The organism is Aeromonas sp. 3P, from assembly GCF_051919745.1.
Classification (GTDB): Bacteria; Pseudomonadota; Gammaproteobacteria; order Enterobacterales; family Aeromonadaceae; genus Aeromonas; species Aeromonas veronii.
Genome location: NZ_JBQBED010000001.1, coordinates 3,638,055 through 3,655,384 on the forward strand (window position 1 = coordinate 3,638,055; position 17,330 = coordinate 3,655,384).

The 17,330-nt window shown below is 58.8% G+C and carries 15 protein-coding genes and 2 pseudogenes; 7 read left to right on the plus strand and 10 right to left on the minus strand.

The window, feature by feature from the left end; all coding sequences use genetic code 11:
- Window positions 1-593: 593 nt before the first annotated feature.
- Complete coding sequence (locus ACTG19_RS16945; RefSeq protein ID WP_439989301.1) at window positions 594-1,769, plus strand: aspartyl protease family protein; 1,176 nt, start codon at window positions 594-596, stop codon at window positions 1,767-1,769.
- 39 nt (window positions 1,770-1,808) lie between these two features.
- Here the strand turns inward: ACTG19_RS16945 and ACTG19_RS16950 are convergent, their stop codons facing one another.
- Together ACTG19_RS16950 and ACTG19_RS16955 are read right to left on the minus strand one after the other, a co-directional pair.
- The gene (locus ACTG19_RS16950; protein ID WP_127006138.1) at window positions 1,809-2,405 is read right to left on the minus strand and encodes an MliC family protein; all 597 of its coding nucleotides are present in this window, start codon (window positions 2,403-2,405) and stop codon (window positions 1,809-1,811) included.
- A gap of 186 nt (window positions 2,406-2,591) precedes the next feature.
- Window positions 2,592-2,957, minus strand: coding sequence for a DUF2061 domain-containing protein (locus ACTG19_RS16955; protein ID WP_005343334.1), 366 nt, complete (start codon window positions 2,955-2,957; stop codon window positions 2,592-2,594).
- A gap of 191 nt (window positions 2,958-3,148) precedes the next feature.
- Here ACTG19_RS16955 and ACTG19_RS16960 point away from each other — a divergent pair.
- Window positions 3,149-3,348 (plus strand): annotated as a pseudogene (locus ACTG19_RS16960) (hypothetical protein).
- A 173-nt stretch (window positions 3,349-3,521) separates the two neighbouring features.
- On the opposite strand, the gene ACTG19_RS16965 reads toward ACTG19_RS16960, so the two are convergent.
- The 5 genes from ACTG19_RS16965 to ACTG19_RS16985 form a co-directional block, all read right to left on the minus strand.
- Window positions 3,522-4,370 carry an FRG domain-containing protein gene (locus ACTG19_RS16965; RefSeq protein WP_439989302.1) on the minus strand — a complete coding sequence of 283 codons (849 nt, stop codon included), beginning with the start codon at window positions 4,368-4,370 and terminating at the stop codon, window positions 3,522-3,524.
- A 110-nt stretch (window positions 4,371-4,480) separates the two neighbouring features.
- Window positions 4,481-5,290: a TIR domain-containing protein gene (locus ACTG19_RS16970; RefSeq protein ID WP_439989303.1), complete on the minus strand. Its 810-nt coding sequence runs from the start codon at window positions 5,288-5,290 to the stop codon at window positions 4,481-4,483.
- Window positions 5,291-6,036: 746 nt separating this feature from the next.
- Window positions 6,037-6,891, minus strand: a complete 855-nt coding sequence (locus tag ACTG19_RS16975; RefSeq protein WP_043821648.1) for a 23S rRNA (adenine(2030)-N(6))-methyltransferase RlmJ — start codon at window positions 6,889-6,891, stop codon at window positions 6,037-6,039.
- Window positions 6,885-7,346: a DUF2390 domain-containing protein gene (locus ACTG19_RS16980; protein WP_005343337.1), complete on the minus strand. Its 462-nt coding sequence runs from the start codon at window positions 7,344-7,346 to the stop codon at window positions 6,885-6,887. Before ACTG19_RS16980 ends, ACTG19_RS16975 begins: the two co-directional genes overlap by 7 nt.
- A complete protein-coding gene (locus tag ACTG19_RS16985; protein WP_439989305.1) occupies window positions 7,339-9,249 on the minus strand; it encodes an ABC transporter ATP-binding protein in 1,911 nt (636 codons plus the stop codon). The genes ACTG19_RS16980 and ACTG19_RS16985 overlap by 8 nt, the downstream gene beginning before the upstream one ends.
- 154 nt (window positions 9,250-9,403) lie before the next feature.
- Here ACTG19_RS16985 and ACTG19_RS16990 point away from each other — a divergent pair, with 154 nt between their 5' ends.
- Window positions 9,404-9,817 (plus strand): CBS domain-containing protein, encoded by a 414-nt coding sequence (locus ACTG19_RS16990; protein WP_439989306.1) that lies wholly within the window; start codon window positions 9,404-9,406, stop codon window positions 9,815-9,817.
- Between the two features lie 115 nt (window positions 9,818-9,932).
- On the opposite strand, the pseudogene ACTG19_RS16995 reads toward ACTG19_RS16990, so the two are convergent.
- The 3 genes and pseudogenes from ACTG19_RS16995 to ACTG19_RS17005 form a co-directional block, all read right to left on the minus strand.
- Window positions 9,933-11,594 (minus strand): annotated as a pseudogene (locus ACTG19_RS16995) (hypothetical protein).
- Between the two features lie 168 nt (window positions 11,595-11,762).
- On the minus strand, window positions 11,763-12,230 hold the full coding sequence (locus ACTG19_RS17000; protein WP_047439451.1) for a hypothetical protein: 468 nt from the start codon (window positions 12,228-12,230) through the stop codon (window positions 11,763-11,765).
- Between the two features lie 54 nt (window positions 12,231-12,284).
- Window positions 12,285-13,661: a PLP-dependent aminotransferase family protein gene (locus tag ACTG19_RS17005; RefSeq protein ID WP_429066964.1), complete on the minus strand. Its 1,377-nt coding sequence runs from the start codon at window positions 13,659-13,661 to the stop codon at window positions 12,285-12,287.
- Window positions 13,662-13,777: 116 nt separating this feature from the next.
- Between ACTG19_RS17005 and ACTG19_RS17010 the strand changes: the two genes are divergently transcribed.
- The 4 genes from ACTG19_RS17010 to ACTG19_RS17025 all read left to right on the plus strand — a co-directional run bounded on the left by ACTG19_RS17010 (window position 13,778) and on the right by ACTG19_RS17025 (window position 17,129).
- Window positions 13,778-14,374 carry a LysE family translocator gene (locus ACTG19_RS17010; RefSeq protein WP_115523076.1) on the plus strand — a complete coding sequence of 199 codons (597 nt, stop codon included), beginning with the start codon at window positions 13,778-13,780 and terminating at the stop codon, window positions 14,372-14,374.
- A 125-nt stretch (window positions 14,375-14,499) separates the two neighbouring features.
- Entirely contained in the window at window positions 14,500-15,090 is a 591-nt protein-coding gene (locus ACTG19_RS17015; RefSeq protein ID WP_075112494.1) for a LysE family translocator, read from the plus strand.
- A gap of 103 nt (window positions 15,091-15,193) precedes the next feature.
- A complete protein-coding gene (locus tag ACTG19_RS17020) occupies window positions 15,194-15,892 on the plus strand; it encodes an aspartate/glutamate racemase family protein (protein ID WP_439989307.1) in 699 nt (232 codons plus the stop codon).
- 130 nt (window positions 15,893-16,022) lie between these two features.
- Window positions 16,023-17,129 carry a 1-acyl-sn-glycerol-3-phosphate acyltransferase gene (locus ACTG19_RS17025; RefSeq protein ID WP_439989308.1) on the plus strand — a complete coding sequence of 369 codons (1,107 nt, stop codon included), beginning with the start codon at window positions 16,023-16,025 and terminating at the stop codon, window positions 17,127-17,129.
- Window positions 17,130-17,330 lie beyond the last annotated feature (201 nt).

Here is a 17,330-nt window from a genome sequence, read left to right on the forward strand (position 1 = left end):
CTTTTCGTAATAGGTGTATTCGCTTGATTTCCTCTTTTTTCGCCACCGTTACTGCTGTGTGAAAAAACAGTGTTCAGAGCACTCTTGGAAAGCGCCGCCAAATCACGCTTGCGTGAACAGCTTAGAAATGAACATAAGGCTGTCACCATGTTGAGTCGGTCGTGGTGGGCAGCTCTCGCTTATCCATTCCATCCGGCATGGCTACCGCCCCTGAATTTCAGCCTCCAGTTTGCTGCGTTTCACCAACGGGATGGGGTTGGCATGGCTCATGGGAGACTCCGACGAGGCAAGTGTTGCCAAATGGCAATATTAACCATGGCGCTGTGTAGAGAAAGCTCAATATTGAGATTTTCTGTGCAAGATCAATAAATTAATCAAATGTCACCCACGATTGATGACGCGCTGAGATAGCGTGAACAACCATTCTTGAACTATCACCATAGAATATTCATGGTCATATCTGGCTTGAACCAGCATAAAACTCTTTGTTATTGTCCGTACCCCCCCGCTGAAATAGCTTATTTATCTATAAATCAACAAGATAGCATTATGTGGTGGCGTCGCGGGGGCATCTGCTATCGGGAAGGAGAGTTATGAAGTCGCAGTTCAAAGTGGCGCTGGCCATGTTGGCCCTGTTCGTCGTCCAAGGCTGCACAGCCCCGGATTCATCCACCAAGCGCAATGCACCCGGCCCGGTGCTGACAGTGCATTACGAAAGCGCCCCCCTGATCCCCGTCACCATCGCAGGTGAGCAGTACCAGTTTTTGCTCGATACCGGGGCCAGTATCACCTTTATCGATCGTCGTCTGGCCAGCCGCTTCAAGGCGCTGACCTTAAGCGAATTGCCCAGGGCCTATCAGGCTGATTTTGCCAGTGTGAACAGCGTTTCGAGCCAACTGGGCAGCGAGCAGCTTGGCTTTGTTGAGCCGCAGCCCTTCTCGCTGGGGTCGGTCACCATTGATGACAGCGATCTGTGGGCAACTATTGATTTCGATCTTTTCTCCCAGTCTCTCGGCAGCCGTATCGATGGCATCCTCGGGATCGACACCATCCGCCGTTTCAACTGGGTGTTTGATCGCGACAGGCATCAGCTCACGGCTTCGCTGACGGCACCGTCGGCAGCCACGTTCGAGCGTTGCATCGGCTATGAAGACAGCTACAACCGCTCCCCGGCAGTGTATCTGACCCACGGTGAGAGCAGCGTGCGCATGTATCTGGATACCGGGGCCGATCAGAGCTATGCCGACCATGCCTTTATCGACTTTATGGCGAGCCAGAAGGCGATCTCTGGCGAAGATGCGATGCCACGCAAAGGGGTGGACGCCAGCGGTATGGTGGAGGGGCGTGAACATATCCTCACCGGCCTGCACTTTGATGAGCGCCAGCTCGGTGAGCTGCGCGTGTCGGAAAACAGCAATGAGCAGTATGGTCTGGGGCTGGATTTTGTTAACCGCTTCAATCGCTTTGCGATCATGCCCGGGCGGATGATGCTCTGCTACGACGCTGACAGCCTGGCGCGCAAAGTGCCGCCAGTCCTGCGCAATATCGGGGTGCGCTTTGATGGCGAGCATCTGCAGGTCTACTACAGCGACGAACGGGATCTTGCCCCCTATGGTCTGGCCAACGGCGACATTCTGGAACAGATCAACGGGGTGGCTTATCGTCCCCTCGAGATTGACAAGGTGCGTGAACTGCTCAGCACCAGCAAGCCGGGGTCGCTCAAGTTGCGGATTGTGCGGGAAGGAAAACCGCTGGATATCGCCATCTAGTCAAGGTGGGGGCGGCAAGACGAGCCGCCCCTATGAGCCTCAGCCCTTGGTCGGATTTTCCATGCAGGTGAGGGTTGGCTGGCCGTAACGCTCCAGCGTGGCGTCGTCCCCCTTGGTGAAGAAGGTGAGGTTTTGCCCTTCATAACGGGCGCCGCTGGCGCTGGGGGCTTCATAGGCGAGCACTTGTTGCTGCTTGTCGCCCTCGCTCAGGTTGATCACCGCGGCGGGCAGCTTGGCATCGTTATAGAAGTAGGTGGAGAGAGTGACGTTCTTGCCGCACTTGTAGTTGACCGGTGCCGGCACCATCAGCTGGCCGCCGCTGATCTGCAGTTCGGTGATCCGCAGCAGGTAGTTATCCTCCACACACTGGCGCAGATCCTGTCCCTTCCAGCAGTCGTTGCGACCCTTGATCCAGCCGCGCTGCATGGCGCGCTCGGTCTTGAGCTGTTCGGGAGAGAGCGCAGCAATCGCCTTGGGATAGAGGGCGGCCAGTTCGTTATCAAGGGCGGCCAGTCCGGCATCCTTGCAGATCAGGGTTTCGACCGACCCGGAGGCTTTGGTGCAGTCAAAGGAGGGGGTTGCGGCGCTGGCCAGCAGAGGAGCAAACAGCAGGGTGGCAAGCAAGGTCTTGTTCATCGATAGATTCCAGCAATGAAGAGGGCATATCTGCCTACTACAGCACACTCTACAGGGCAATGCAGCAGGGGATCTGTGCGCACTTGCACTGCTGAATGGTTGCCAAACGGAAAATCCCGACACTCCTGGCTGGAATGTCGGGTTTTTTGTGGCCGCGATAGAGGGGGAGGCGGCTTGCCCGGTTGATCAGGCCAGCGCCAGTTGCTGACTGCGGGCGCGCCACAGCCGCTCGTGGAAGAAGAACACCACGGTGTTGATGGCCGGTTCGATCATCGCCATCACGCCGCCGGTGAGCAGCTCGCCGCTCAGCAGGAAGGCAACCCCGAAGGCCACCGAGAAGTGGACCACCGCGAAGCTGCTGGTCTTGGCCTGCAGGCTGTGCTTTGGCTTGAGCTTGTGCCAGCCAAGGTCATGAAAGTAGAAGGCGACCGTGTTGACGGCAGGCTCGATCAGGGCGATCAGGCTGGCGGTCAGCAGCTCACCGGTCAGCAGGTAGGCCACGGTAAAGGCGACACCGAAGTGCAGGATGGCAAAGCTGATGGTCTTTTTCATGATGGCGGCTCCCTCTATTGATGATGAGAGTATCCGCCGAAATGAGATTAAATGAAAACTATTCTCATCTATTGCCGAGATAGAGAGAACCTATCAACGGGCGAGTGGCCGGTGCGCTTCAGCGGTTGCCAATCGCAACCAAGGCGATAAAGTACAGCTTCTTCACACTTGCCCATGAAAAAGGATCTTTCATGAATATCAATGCCACCCTGCTTGGCCAGTTCATTGCGTTGCTGATGGTCATCGTCGGCCTCATCGCCTGGCGCGCCGCAAGAGCGAGCATCCGGTGCTGATCACCCTTATCTGCTCCCTGCTCTGCCTGTTTCCGCCTTTTGGCCTGCTGGCCCTGTTGCTGGTTGCGCTGAAACAGGATCTGCCCGCCCGTTCATAGGGCGCGCAGGTTCAGGCTGCCGCACACACCGGCCGCACCAATAGAAAAAGCCCCGTGATGGGGCTTTTGCTTTTGAACTCGGTGAGCAGAAGACCTTGGTCACCCATCTTTTGGGTTCGGGCTATGCTATGCCTTGCTCAAAAAGGTGGGTGTCCCAGATTTGGGGCCATAAATTAGGCTCCCACCGTATGCACAACGCCGATCTCTTTATCACGAGGGTAAAATGTTACACCTGACTGGAGTAGAATTTTATATCCATTGTCATAGAATGCAGGTGGGAACAAAGAGTGAATGCCTACCGTATGTCCATTGCCTAACCAATCAAAAGCTTTTTCTAGCGGAATTCTAACAACACCGCGAATTTGTCTTGAGTAATCAAGTGGTCGCCCTGCTCCTTCAACACCTTTACATCTGAACAATAAACCATGTTGAGCGTGAGGGCGCAGAAAATAAGAAGGTGCAGCGATCCTCAGGTCAACTAATTCAGTGCTCTGGCCGTGCCAATAACCAGGCTTACTTTTCTTACGATATTCCAAGTCTGCACCAATAAGATAAATGTATGCGTATTTATTAACCTCATTCACAACTCGCTTTTGGAAGTGTAAAAAGTGACCATCACGAGTACATTTTGCTTCGTAGCATGCAAACCATAATGCAACCCAAATATTATCAACTATGTCTAACCAAGTAGTCTTTAATCCATAGTGCTGTAACAATGGTTCAGCGGCATAATCTTCGAACTTTGAAAATGCACTACATACTTCACGATATTCGTTGATCTTAGAGTTCATTCTGCTTTCACGGTTGTATTTTGCGCTATCAGAGTCAATTCCTCGATATAATGTGGGGCGTAGTTCAGGGTATAGAGTACTCTGTCCTCGAAAGTAAACCCCCTCAAGTGAATTATGTTTTAGGTATCCGGCAGCCATGATTAAGGCATGGGATTCCTCTACATCGAGAATTTTAAAACCATTCTCATGTATCCATTCTGAACCAATGATATTGATATCTTCAAACGCCATTCTTGCTCCTAAATTTATAACGCCCACAGCTCGCGCGGCTTTGTAGTGAAGGCGCAGCCGCAACGAAAAAGCCGTCGCTGTGCCTGCGTTTGTTAGGCCTTATATGCTTGCTAAATGAGACTATTGATTGCATAGCCACAGGCCTTTAGTTCTTTTGCTACTTCGGTTTTCCATGCACCGAATGAATCTAAGGTGACGTATACAACACCACTTATATCATTCGGTGTCTCAATATCCCCCTTCACAAGCGAGCATACGTTTTCTCTGCCCAGCTTTGCCATAAGGTAGCCATGCTCAAATACAACGTTTTGTCGCGCTCTATTTTTAGGACTAACATTCGATTCATGGACGCCGCGCCCGTGATCACAAGCTGTGTAAAGCACAAGCGCAAAATCCGCATCATTGGAATAGTGTTCAATTTTTTCAATAATCGTCATGCCGGCGCTGGCTTGTTCATGCAAGATAATTGCTTCAAGACCCAGCTTTTCAATAAACCGGCTGACCTCTTGCTTCGCTTCATTATCTCGCCCATGAACAATAAACACCTTTCGCTTATTTCTTGCCACGACCTTTGGCTTGCTTGGTGACGGATTCTGAAACGATCCACCTTGCGAGGTCGGCTGAGCTGGCTGGCCAAACTCAAGCATATCTAGAACCGGGGTAAACTCCTCAGATAGATATGTTCTTCGCTCAGCATATGTCCCGAACTTTTGCTTGATGAACCCCCAGAAAGTGTCCAGGTTTCTGTGTTGCTTTAACCATTGAGGAAGAAAAGGAGAAACATCGGGATTGCTTAACAATTCATGGCGCAAGAGCTCAAACTCTCGCGAGTCAGCCGCCAACCCAGTAGCCCTAGAGGTCAAAAGGTTCACAAGATAGCTGACCTTATCGAAATCACTCTCTAAAAATTCGATGCTCAAATTTAATTCCTTTGCTCGGTGCTATGTGCCTGTCTGGCCTAACAGTGATTAGATGGAAGGCGGCACTAATCCGTTAGCAGAGCATTCCATATAACTCCGTAACATTTTCACTGCCGCCAAGTAAAAATAATCATTAAATCATAACGTCATCAGCTTTCTTCGCATGCTGAGCGTATTCGCTTGACTTCCTCTTTTTGCGCCACCGTTACTACGGTATGAAAAATCAGTACTTAGGGCACTCTTGGAAAGCGCCGCCAGATCACGCCAGCATGAGCAGGTCAGAAATAAAAATGGGGCCGTCACCATGTTGAGTGGGTCGTAGGCAACTCTCGCTTATCCATTCCATCCGGCATGGCTACCGCCCCTGAATTACAGCCTCCAGTCTGCTGCGTTTAACCAATGGGATGTGGCTGGCATGGCTCATGGGGTGACTCCTACGAGGCTTTGTTGCCAATCGGGTATATTAGCGGCGGGTAGGCGGAGGAAAAGGGCCAGATGGCCGATTTCTGATCTGGATCGGCTAATTAGTCAATAACGACTGATCTGGTGTGCAGGCGGGATGCGTGGCCGCCATTGGTGAGGAAACAGTTAGTCGGGAAAAGGGTTGGTGGGTAAAGCGGTAGCGGGTAAAAAACAAGAAGCCCCTGAACGGGGCTTCTCTTTGCTGGCCATGCCGTCACTGTGAACGGCTTGGGTGAGCGACTTGCTGGCGCCTTGACCGGGCGCCGGAGCGGGCTGGTGCGGGCTTACTCTTCGACCTTGTTGAGCCACTCGACCTTGTATTGGGCGCCGGCGCCCTGCGCCAGCTTGGCGCACAGCGGTTTCAGGAAGGCTTCAATCTGCTCGTCCAGCATCCAGGGCGGGCTGATGATCAGCATGCCTGAGCCGTTCATGCCCCAGTCGGCAGTCTGACCGGCCACTTCCAGCTCGGCCACCAGCACGTTGCCGAAGTTTTCCCGCTTGATGGCGCGCAGCATATCGCGGGATTTGTCCGCCTCCTGCCCAAGGATGGGATACCAGAGGGCGTAGATGCCGGTCGCCCAGCGTTTCTGCGCCTTTTTCAGGGTATCGACCACGGCGAAGTAATCTTCTTTGAGCTCATAGGGCGGGTCGATCAGCACCAGCCCGCGGCGCGGGGTCGGTGGCAGCAGGGCGATCAGCCCCTCGAAGCCATCACGGTGGTGTACGGCGACGCGAGGGTCATAACCCATGTTGGCGCGCAGATCTTCGACCTCGTTGTTGTGCAGCTCCATCAGCGCCAGCTTGTCCTGCTCGCGGGTGAGGCGACGCGACAGCTCCGGCGAGCCGGGGTAGTAGTGCAGCTCGCCGTTCTGGTTCATCTCTTCGATGACGCCGAGATAGGGGGCCATGGCAGACCACTGGGCCCGCTCGTCCCACAGGCGGCCGATGCCGTCGGCATACTCGGCCTTTTTCTGGGACCAGTCGCCGCGCAGGTCGTAGAGACCGCCACCGGCATGGGTGTCCAGCACGATGAAGGGTTTCTCCTTCTTCTTGAGGGACTCGATGATCAGAGCCTGAACGGCGTGTTTCAGCACGTCGGCATGGTTGCCGGCGTGAAAGGCGTGGCGATAGCTCAGCATATTAGATCTCTGAGGGGGCCCTGCTGGGCCCCCAGTAACGATAGATAGTTCAACAAATTGCGGCTGTTGCCGCGAAACAGGGAGAGGCTGCGCAGGGTCTGCAACAGGACGCCCTGTTGCAGCCGCTCCAGCTCCAGTTCGTGGGCCAGCATCGACTGATACTGCTGCTCGTCGAGTCGCGTCTTGGCGCTCTGGCGCAGGGCGCGCCACGGGGTCAGCACCGCCTCGGTCTGCACCAGCGCCGGTTGCAGGTCGGTGAGATCGACTACGATGCCGAGTTGATCGAGCCGGTGCAGCAGCAGCGCCAGATTGACGTTGCCCCCCTGCTCCTGCACGGTGAGCCAATCCTGGCTGCGCTCACCATAGACCTTGCCGCTCCAGTGCCAGAAGCCGATTGGCGTCGGCAATTCGTGGACCGCGACCCGCTCGCTGGCCATCAGCTGTTCGTCACGCAAAGAAGGCCTGCTCCATGGTTTCCAGCTCCTCACTGAGGCTCATCCACTCCAGCTCCACCTCTTCCAGCTGCTCCTTGAGGGGGCCCTGGGATTTGAGCAGTTCGGAGAGCTTGTTCTTGGCGCTCTCTTCGTAGATGGCGGGGTCGGCCAGTTGGCTCTCGATGTCGGCCAGCTTGCCCTGCAGCTTCTCCATGCTCACTTCGAGCTTTTCGAGCTTCTGGCGCAGCGGACGGGTTTGCTGGCGGAATTCCGCCTCGCGCCGCTTCTGATCCTTGCGCGCCACCGCCGAGTTGGCAGAGACGGGGCCATCGGCCGGTTTGGCGTTGGCCTCTTTCTCCTGCTCGCCGAGCCACTTGTGGTAGTCGTCCAGATCGCCGTCGAACGGTTCGACCCGGCCACCGTGCACCAGATAGAAGTCATCTGTGGTGGTGCGCAGCAGGTGACGGTCGTGGGAGACCACTACCATGGCCCCTTCGAAGCCTTGCAGCGCCATGGTCAGGGCGTGGCGCATCTCCAGATCCAGGTGGTTGGTCGGTTCATCCAGTAGCAAGAGGTTCGGCTTTTGCCAGGTGATCAGCGCCAGCACCAGCCGCGCTTTTTCGCCGCCGGAGAAGGGGGCCACCTTGTCGAGCGCCTTGTCACCGTGAAAACCGAAGCTGCCCAGATAGTTGCGCAGCTCCTGCTCGGTCTTGTCCGGCGCGAGGCGCACCAGATGATCGAGCGGGGAGTCATCGAGACGCAGGGTCTCCAGCTGATGCTGGGCGAAGTAGCCGATGCTCACCCCGGCGCTCACTTCGAGCTTGCCGGATAGCGGCGGGTTGGAGCCCGACAGCATCTTGATAAAGGTCGATTTACCGGCGCCGTTGCGACCGAGCAGACCGATGCGCGAACCCGGTACCAGATTGAGTTTGATCTTCTCCAGGATCACCTTGTCGCCGTAACCGGCAGAGAGGTTCTCCATGGCGATCAGTGGTGTCGGTAGGGCCGACGGCTCGCGAAACTCGAAGCTGAATTCCGAGTCGGCGTGGGCGGGGAGGATCTTCTCCATCCGCTCCATCGCTTTCAGGCGGCTCTGTGCCTGACGGGCTTTGGAGGCCTTGTAGCGGAAGCGGTCCACATACGCCTGCATGTGGGACATCTCCCGCTGCTGCTTCTCGTACATCGACTGCTGCTGGGCCAGCTGTTCGGCGCGCTGCAGTTCGAAGTCGGAGTAGCCGCCGGTGTATTCGTTGAGCTTGCCGTTCTCGATATGGATGATGCGGCTGATGACCGAATCGAGGAAATCGCGGTCGTGAGAGATGAGCACCAGCGTGCCCTGATAGCCCTTGAGCCACTTCTCCAGCCAGATCACCGCATCGAGATCTAGGTGGTTGGTCGGTTCATCGAGCAGCAGCAGATCGGAGCGGCAGAGCAGCGCCTGGGCGAGGTTGAGGCGCATGCGCCAGCCACCGGAGAAGCTGCGCACCGGCGAGCTCAACTGCTCGTCGCTGAAACCGAGGCCGTGCAGCAGCTCGGCGGCGCGGGCGCGAATGCTGTAGGCGCCGATGGTGTCGAGCTTGCTGTGCAGCTCGGCCACCAGCAGACCATTGTCATCCTGCTCGGCTTGCACCAGCAGGGCTTCCAGCGAGCGGAACTCCTTGTCGCCGTCGATCACGTACTCGAGCGCCGAGCAGTCGAGCGCCGGGGTCTCCTGCGCGACGCCTGCGATCTGCCAGCCAGCGGGCAGGCTGAAGGTGCCGCTGTCGATGGCCAGCTCGCCCCGTACCAGTGCAAAAAAGGTGGACTTGCCACAGCCGTTTTTGCCCACCAGGCCCACTTTGTGGCCGGGGTGAATGGTGGCGGAGGCGTTGTCCAGCAGCTTGCGGCCGCCGCGGATCAGTTCGATTTGACTGGCAACTATCATGGGTGGGATCTGCTTGCTCAAAATGGAGGAGAAAAACTGGCGCGGATCTTACGTGAAATGACGCTGATTTGCACTGTAGCGAAGGGCTGGCCACTGGCTGGCGCTGCAAAAACATGCCATAACAGAGAAACCAGTTTGGTTACGGGAGGTTAGCATGCATATCAGGGATATTATGACGACCCGGGTCGCCACCGTTTCAATGGATGATCGACTCCGCGTCATCAGGGATATCTTCGAGCAGGCACACTTTCGCCACCTGCTGGTGCTGGAAGATGAGGAGCTGGTGGGGGTCATCTCGGATCGGGATCTGTTCCGCGCCATCAGCCCCTATCTCGACTCCGAAGCCGAGATGAGCCGCGATACCGAAACCCTCAACAAGCGGGCCCATCAGATCATGAGCCGCCAACCCGTTACCATTGCCCCCCATCTCACCGTGCGCGATGGCGTCAAACTGATGCTGGAGAAGGGGGTCTCCTGCCTGCCGGTGCTGGAGAATGGCGCCCTGGTCGGCATTATCAGCTGGAAAGATTTTCTCAAGGCTGCGCTGGAGAGTGACGCGCTGGTTTGAGCCCAACGCTCATCACCATCAGCTGACAGAGAACAAATAGAGAGAGGGGAGCCAAGGCTCCCCTCTCTCTATATTGGCTTTGCCAACAATGCCGGTTTGCACGCCGTCTGCATCATCACGGCTCGGGCTGCCCTGCGACAAGACAGGAGGGGCCGCTGCCGGAGAGGTGTGGCTGCAGGTGGGTACGTATCTCCTGCAGGGTGCGCTGGTACTGCTGGGCATGCTGATCGAGAAACGCGGGGCTGTGCTTGAGGCGCCGTTCCAGGGTATCGACCAGCAGCGCCACCCTGGGAGCGGCCATACCCGCAGGCCAGCAGTGTTGCAGCAGCTCCAGCAGTTGCTAGGCATCGCCCGGCAGGGCGGGGAACTCCTCCAGCAATTGCAAGCCCGCTTGCAGGGCTGTCTGATACTGGCTGGCCTGCATCGCCTTGTGGCGCAGCTGGCGCAGTTCGCCCAGCCTCAGCTCTCTCGCCGTCAGACGCTGGCCTAGCTCGGCCACCAGATGGTGGAACAGCTGGCGGGTGAGCGGGTGGGGCGCCACCCTGACGCGGTATTGGGTCAGCTGGATCAGGTAGCGCTGGGCGTGGTGGGGCAAACCGCAGAACTGGCTGACCGCAAAGCCGAGCAGCAGGGTGAGGTGGTTGTCGCTCCCCTCATCCGGCTGGTGGTACGCAATCAGGATCAACGCCTCGTCGAAGCGGTAATCCAGCCCCAGCATCAACGCCTGCAGCAGCTCATATTCGTGGGGTTGCAGGTGGACGGTGCGCTTGAGGTGCTCCCACTCCTGTTGCAGGGAGCGGATCCGGTTGCTGGAAGGGGCGTGCCACAGCACCGCCAGACTGGCATTGAGCATGAAGCTGTCGATGGCGAGCCGGACGCGCTGCTCGCTGAAGTGGCGCAGGGTCAGGCTGTTGGCCTGCTCCAGCACCTTCTCCTCATCTTGCAGCACCAGCCCGAGCAACATCGCCAGCTGATGCCAGCGCGGCTGATGGGGGCGGATCTGCAGCAGCTCTCCCATGGTCTCCCACGCCGCCAGCCAGTGATGCTGATGCAGCTGGCTGGCGAGTTGCAGCTCCAGCCGGGTGGCCATCGAGACGCTGGCCTGATGGCGCTGCAAGTCGGTCCGGGCGCTTTGTAATTTGCCGAGCCCCAGCATGGCGTAGAAGAGCCCGGCCCTTGGCCAGCTCGCCTGATATTCGTTGGCACAGAGGGCATAGTGCTGGGCGGCAGTGATCTGCTCGGCTGATTGCAGCAGCAGATAGCCTTTGAGCCGATCCAGCCAGGGGGTCAGCGAGCGATTCTCCCGTTGAAACAGCAGGTCTTCACAGAGGGCAGTAGCCAGTTGCCACTCCCGCAGCAGAATGGGGGCGGCCAGCGTGCGGGTCAGGTTGCTTAACTTCACCAGCTGGCCGAGCACCGCGGTGAGCTGCTGGGTCATGAAGGGGAGGGGCAGATAGAGGGAGAAGTAGAGATCCGAGGGGAGAAACTCCTGCTCATTCTGATCGGCATCGAGCAGCAGCAATACGCAACCGGGTTGCAGCAGGCCGAGATAGTGCGCTTCGTGCAGCAGCCGGGTTCCGTCAAGATCCTGCTGCTTGTCCTGCTGACAGATGATGGCGTCGAAGGCGTGCTGTTGCAGCAGAGCCAGCAGGCCGCTGCGCTCGTGGTTTGGATGGCTGTGGTAGTGGATCCGGTCGGCGGGCATCCCCTGTTCGGTCAGTTTCCGGGTGATGGCGCTACGGAGCAGGGGATCCTCTTCGAGCAGCAGTATCGTCATGCAGGTACTTCCTGTGAGCAAACCATTAGGTTGATTATGGTAGACCCAAGAGGAACATAGGCACAGCACTCGCTGAGTGAAAAGCTGACAGTAGCCAGCAGGGTGCTGGAGGGCGCACTATGGGCTGTTATTTCAATCGGTTATGCCATCTCTCAGGGCGGCAACCTGTTATTGCCGAGGGCGGATCTGCGTCCCGAAGGGGCAATCGCTCTGGCGGATCAGCCGCGACCCCTTGCCCTGTTCCCCCAGCCAGCTTAATTCCAGTTTGCCGAGGCGGCCCAGATGGCGCAGCTCGAACTCGTAGCGCTGGCAGAGGTTGTCCTGGGGCAGACTCGCCATCCCCGCTGGCAGTCGGTATTGATAGCGCAGGAGTGGCCCATCCTCCAGTTTGCAGGTCACCGGCACCAGCCCCTCTGGCGTGGGCTGCGGCGCCCCGAGTGCACGGCGCAAACTGAGCGGCGCATCGATCGCCTTTTGATAGTGCAGGCCGTTCATCGCCGCCAGCTCCTCTTCCAGTCGTTGCAACTCCCCTTCCAGTCCATTGAGTGCCGCCCCCAGCTGCTGGTGGGTCGTTGACGAGGCGCAGCCACCCAGCAACAGGGTGGCAAACAGCAGGGCGGCTCTGATGGGGGGCACGGCATCTCCTTGGCTATGACGATGAAGCGTGAAGGTCAGGTCGGTTGGCCCTGACTATAGCAGGGGATTGCTGGGGGGCGTCCCCTGCAGCAGTTGGGCCAGACGGGCCAGCCCTTCGCCGACTCGGGCGTCGGTGGCGGGTTGGCTCAGGCTCAGGCGCACCCCCTGTGGAGCGGCAAACTGACCGGCGGCGAAGTGTTCCCCGCTCGCCACGCCAACGTCAAGGGCATCGGCGGCGGCAGCAAACTGCTGGCTGCGCCAGGGCTCCGGCAGCGGCAGCCAGGCGTGCATGCTGCCCGGCTGCCAGCGGGCGGCGGGCAGCAGGTGGCGCAGCAGTTCGCCACGGCGCTTGAGGATCTCCCGCTGCTGCTCGACCAGCGGCATGATCTGGCGCTGACTGACCATTTTGCAGGCGAGCTCGATCAGCAGCGGGCTCACCATCCAGCTCGACAGCCGCATGGTCTGGGCGAAGGCGCTGCGCAGGGCAGGGGGCGTCAGCACGAAGCCCACCCGCAGGCCGCCGCAAGCGATCTTGGCCAGACTGCCCAGATAGATGACCCGCTCCGGCGCCAGATTGACCAGAGGGATCACAGGTTGCTGGGGCAGCAGACCGTTGACGTCATCCTCGATGATCAGCAGATCGTGGCGACGGGCGATGGCGATGATGGCCTCCCGCCGCGCCAGACTCATGATGGCGGTGGTGGGGTTTTGCAGGGTCGGGGTGAGGTAGAGCAGCTTGGCCCGGCGGGTGCGGCAGGCGGCGTCCAGCGCCTCGGGCAGCAGCCCCTCCTCGTCCATCGCCAGTCCCACCACCTGATTCTTCAGCTGGCGGGCATTGCCCAGCATACCGGGGTAGCTCAGCCCCTCGCACAGGATGGTCTCCCCCACGCAATTGGTAGCCAGCAGCGCCAGCATGATGCCGTGCTGGGCGCCGTGGCTGAACATCAGGCGATCCTCACTGCAGGCCACCCCTTGCTCAGCCAGCCAGTTGACGAACTGCTGGCGCTGATCCGGTCGTCCCGCCTCCTTGTCGTAGCCGAGCAGGGCGTTGAGATCCCCGTCCGCCACTTCCCCCAGCATGGGGCGAATGATGGCCGCCCGATCCAGCTGCACCGGCAGGTTCTGCCACAGCTCGATGCGGTGCCCCTCCTCCTGGCGGATCACCCACTCATTGGCGGGATCTGTGTTCGCTCCCTTGACCCAGGTGCCGTGGCCCACCCGGGCGGCCAGCAGGCCGCGCCGCTCCGCCTCGCTGTAGGCGCGAGTGACGGTGCCAACGGTGACACCCAGACGATCCGCCAGGGATCGGTGGGTGGGCAATCGGGTCTGCGGTGGCAGCTCGCCATTCGCGATCCCCTGTTCGATAGCTTTGACCAGCTTGAGGTAGAGGGGGCCATCGAAGGCCGTAAGGTTGGGCGCCCAGATTGTCATGGTGACAATAAATCCATTGATCAAAATTTGTTGTCAATATAGCGTGAATTTCAACCTGATAACAACCAAATAGCACGCATTGTATCGATACAATGTGGCAAGCAAGGAGTCACAATATGACGATGGAGTGGTATGTCACCCTGTTCGGTTTTGCCGTACTCACCTGCGGTACGCCGGGGCCCAACAACCTGATGCTGACGGCCTCCGGCGCCAACTTCGGGGTGCGTCGCACCCTGCCACATCTGCTCGGGGTGGGGCTGGGGCAGCCGGTGTTGCAGCTGGTGCTGGCGCTGGGGCTCTATCCCCTGTTCGAGCGTTGGCCCCTGCTGCGGCTCGGTTTGCAGATCTTCGGTAGCCTCTATCTGCTGTGGCTGGCGTGGCGTATCGCGGTGGCCGGGGCGCCGGGGGATCCGGCCCGGAAGGCCCGCCCGCTAACCATGCTGGAGGGGCTGGGCTTTCAGTTTCTCAATCCCAAGGCGTGGATGATGGGGATCTCCGCCATCAGTCTGTTCAGCCTGCCCGGCGCCAGTTACTGGTCGAGTCAGCTGGCGGTGATGGTCATGTTTGTGCTGGTGGCCCTGCCGGTCTGCTTTGTCTGGGTACTGTTCGGCCATCAGCTGAGCAACTGGATCAGCTCGGATCGGGGCTGGCGCCGACTCAACGGTTCTCTCGGTCTGCTGACGGCGCTCTGCGTAGTCATGCTCTGGTATTGAGCCGTGCTGCGCTGATGGGGGAGGTGGCCTGGAAAGAGGCATTTCTGACTTGTCGCCACGGGGCTGGCTCTGCATATTAGAAGGCTTTCCCCATAACGGGCGCGTTGTATCGACAAGAGGTTGAGATGGATCTGAACTGGTTACTGCCCCTGGCGGGGTTTGCCCTGGTTACCTGCGGCACGCCGGGGCCCAACAATATGCTGCTCACCAGCGCCGGGGCGGCGCAGGGATTTCGCCGCACGCTGCCGCTGCTGGTGGGAGTGGTGGGGGGGATCAATCTGATGATCCTCGCCACCGCGCTGGGGCTTGGCGTGGTGTTCGAGAAGGTGCCGCTGCTGCACGATGGCCTCAAGCTTATCGGTTCGGCGTATCTGCTCTGGCTGGCGTGGAAGGTGGCGACCGCCAGCGGCCCGGCCGAGGGCAACCGGCCGCTCATTCCCGCCCATCAGGGGGCCATGCTGCAACTGCTCAACCCCAAGGCGTGGATGATGGCGCTCTCCGCCATCAGCGGTTTCACCCTGGCGGGGGAGGCTTACTGGCCCTCCGCGCTCTGGGTGTTGGTGATCTTCTTTATTACCGGCCTCTACACCGGGGCGTTCTGGGTGCTTTTTGGTGCCCAGGTGCGGCAAATCATTCGCACCGCCCGGGGTTGGCGGCGTTTCAATCTGGGCATGGGGCTGGCGACGGCCGCCTGTGTCGGGATGATCTGGATTTAGTCCGGGGTTGACCCGGGCCTTTACCGGCTGTCTTGTTGGCCCTGCGGGGCCTTGCCTGCAAGGTGGCGTGGTTCTGCCCTCCCTTGGGATGAAAGGAGTTCATATGAAATGTATCGGTCTGCTGGGTGGCATGAGCTGGGAGTCCACCGTCAGTTACTATCAGGCGCTCAATCGCGGGGTGCGGGCGCAGCTTGGCGGTTTGCACTCGGCGCGGGTGCTGCTCAATAGCGTCGACTTTGCCGGTATCGAGCGGTTGCAGCATGCCGGTGACTGGCCCGCTACCGCCCGCCTGCTGGCGGCGGAGGCGCGCAAGTTGCAGGATGGCGGCGCCGATTTCTTGCTGATCGGCACCAACACCATGCACAAGGTTGCCCCCGAGATTGAGGCGGCCATCGATATTCCGCTGCTCCATATTGCCGATGCCACCGCGGCCAAATTGCAGGCGGACGGGATAACCCGGGTCGGCCTGCTCGGCACCCGCTTCACCATGGAGCAGGATTTTTACAAGGGGCGCTTGCAGGAGCGCTTCGGGTTGGCGGTGCTGGTACCCGATGAGGCCGGGCGGGAGCGGGTACACAGGATCATCTATGACGAGCTCTGTTTGGGGGAGATCCGTGCATCGTCGCGGGCCGAGTATCTGGCGATTATCGAGGGGCTGGCAGCCGCGGGTGCCGAGGCGGTGATCCTCGGCTGCACCGAGATTGCCCTGCTGGTGGGGGATGCCCAAGCGGCGGTGCCGCTCTACGACACCACCGCCATTCATGCCGAAGCGGCGGTCGCGCTGGCACTGGCATCCGATTAATAAACTGGTCAGATCTCACTATTCATGCTTGTCTCATACCCCTTGCCATAAAAGCGTGTAAAATTGCGCCTTGAATTTTCCCCGGCCAACGCGGGTTGGCTGCGGTTTCCTAGCATGCAAGGCTGACATTGTGACTGAAGTAGATAGATTCGCGGATATTCGCCCCTACCGCGATGAAGAAGTGCCGGCAGCCATCGAACGGCTGATCCAGGATGATGAATTTATCGGCGCCATCGCCAAGTATCGTTTCGGTTCCCTGATGAGCGGGCTGGGTTGGGCCATCCGCCCGATGATCCGCCTGTTCCTGCGCCGCAAATGGTCAAAAGTGACCACAGTGCATCAGGTCCAGATGGGGGTCACCCGGTATATGTCCCGCATGATCGCCACCTCCACCAAGGGGGTGACCTTCTCCGGGATCGAGCATCTTAAGAAAGAGCAGGGCTATCTGTTTGTCTCCAACCACAGAGACATCGCCATGGATCCGGCGTTCGTCAACTGGGGACTGCACACCCACGGTTTCGATACCGTGCGCATCGCCATCGGTGACAACCTGCTGCGCAAACCCTGCGCCACCGAGCTGATGAAGCTCAACAAGAGCTTTATCGTCAAACGCTCCGCCAAGGGGCCGCGGGAGATGATGAAGGCGCTCGGCGAGCTGTCTGCCTATATTGGCAACTCGGTTCACGAAGGTCACTCCATCTGGATCGCCCAGAAGGAAGGGCGCGCCAAGAATGGCGATGACAAGACAGATCCCGCCATCCTCAAGATGTTCTACGTCGACGGCAAGAAGCAGAAGATCGACTTCGTCGACTACATGCGCAGCCTCAATATCGTGCCGGTCAGCATCAGCTATGAGCTCGACCCCACCGACAAGGCGAAGGCGCGCGAGCTCTACGAGAAGTCGGTCAACGGCAGCTACGAGAAGGGCGAGTTCGAGGATATCGAGAGTATCGTCGCCGGTATCGTCGGCATGAAGGGGCGGGTACACGTCTCCTTCGGCGCGCCGATCACCGAGGGCTTCAGCGATCCGGACGAACTGGCCGCGCTGATCGACAAGGCGATCTGGAGCAGTTACCACTTGTTCCCCAGCAACTATCTGGCGGCAGATGTCTCCGGCAAGGCCAATACCATCGAGCAGGCGGCCTTCCTGACCCGTCAGTCAGAGGTGCCGGAAGAGCACAAGGCGATCTGGCGTGCCATGTACGCCAAACCGGTGGAAAACGCCAAAAAGGCTTGAATGAAACCGGTTGTTAAACGGTTTTGCGAAAAAAACGGGCGCTGATGCGCCCGTTTTTGCGTCTGGTCAAAGTCGAGGGGGAAAGGGTGGTGAATAATATGGTTTCAGCTGGTACGATCACTATGAAAATGGGATTATGTCTCTTGGCAAGGTGCTGACGAGTGTGTAACAGTGCCCATATAGCTGAACATGAGCAAAAGC

Coding starts and splice junctions, on each gene's coding strand:
- ACTG19_RS16945 (WP_439989301.1), top strand. CDS start 594: ATGAAGTCGCAGTTCAAAGTGGCGCTGGCCATGTTGGCCCTGTTCGTC.
- ACTG19_RS16950 (WP_127006138.1), bottom strand. CDS start 2,405: ATGAACAAGACCTTGCTTGCCACCCTGCTGTTTGCTCCTCTGCTGGCC.
- ACTG19_RS16955 (WP_005343334.1), bottom strand. CDS start 2,957: ATGAAAAAGACCATCAGCTTTGCCATCCTGCACTTCGGTGTCGCCTTT.
- ACTG19_RS16965 (WP_439989302.1), bottom strand. CDS start 4,370: ATGGCGTTTGAAGATATCAATATCATTGGTTCAGAATGGATACATGAG.
- ACTG19_RS16975 (WP_043821648.1), bottom strand. CDS start 6,891: ATGCTGAGCTATCGCCACGCCTTTCACGCCGGCAACCATGCCGACGTG.
- ACTG19_RS16985 (WP_439989305.1), bottom strand. CDS start 9,249: ATGATAGTTGCCAGTCAAATCGAACTGATCCGCGGCGGCCGCAAGCTG.
- ACTG19_RS16990 (WP_439989306.1), top strand. CDS start 9,404: ATGCATATCAGGGATATTATGACGACCCGGGTCGCCACCGTTTCAATG.
- ACTG19_RS17005 (WP_429066964.1), bottom strand. CDS start 13,661: ATGACAATCTGGGCGCCCAACCTTACGGCCTTCGATGGCCCCCTCTAC.
- ACTG19_RS17010 (WP_115523076.1), top strand. CDS start 13,778: ATGACGATGGAGTGGTATGTCACCCTGTTCGGTTTTGCCGTACTCACC.
- ACTG19_RS17015 (WP_075112494.1), top strand. CDS start 14,500: ATGGATCTGAACTGGTTACTGCCCCTGGCGGGGTTTGCCCTGGTTACC.
- ACTG19_RS17020 (WP_439989307.1), top strand. CDS start 15,194: ATGAAATGTATCGGTCTGCTGGGTGGCATGAGCTGGGAGTCCACCGTC.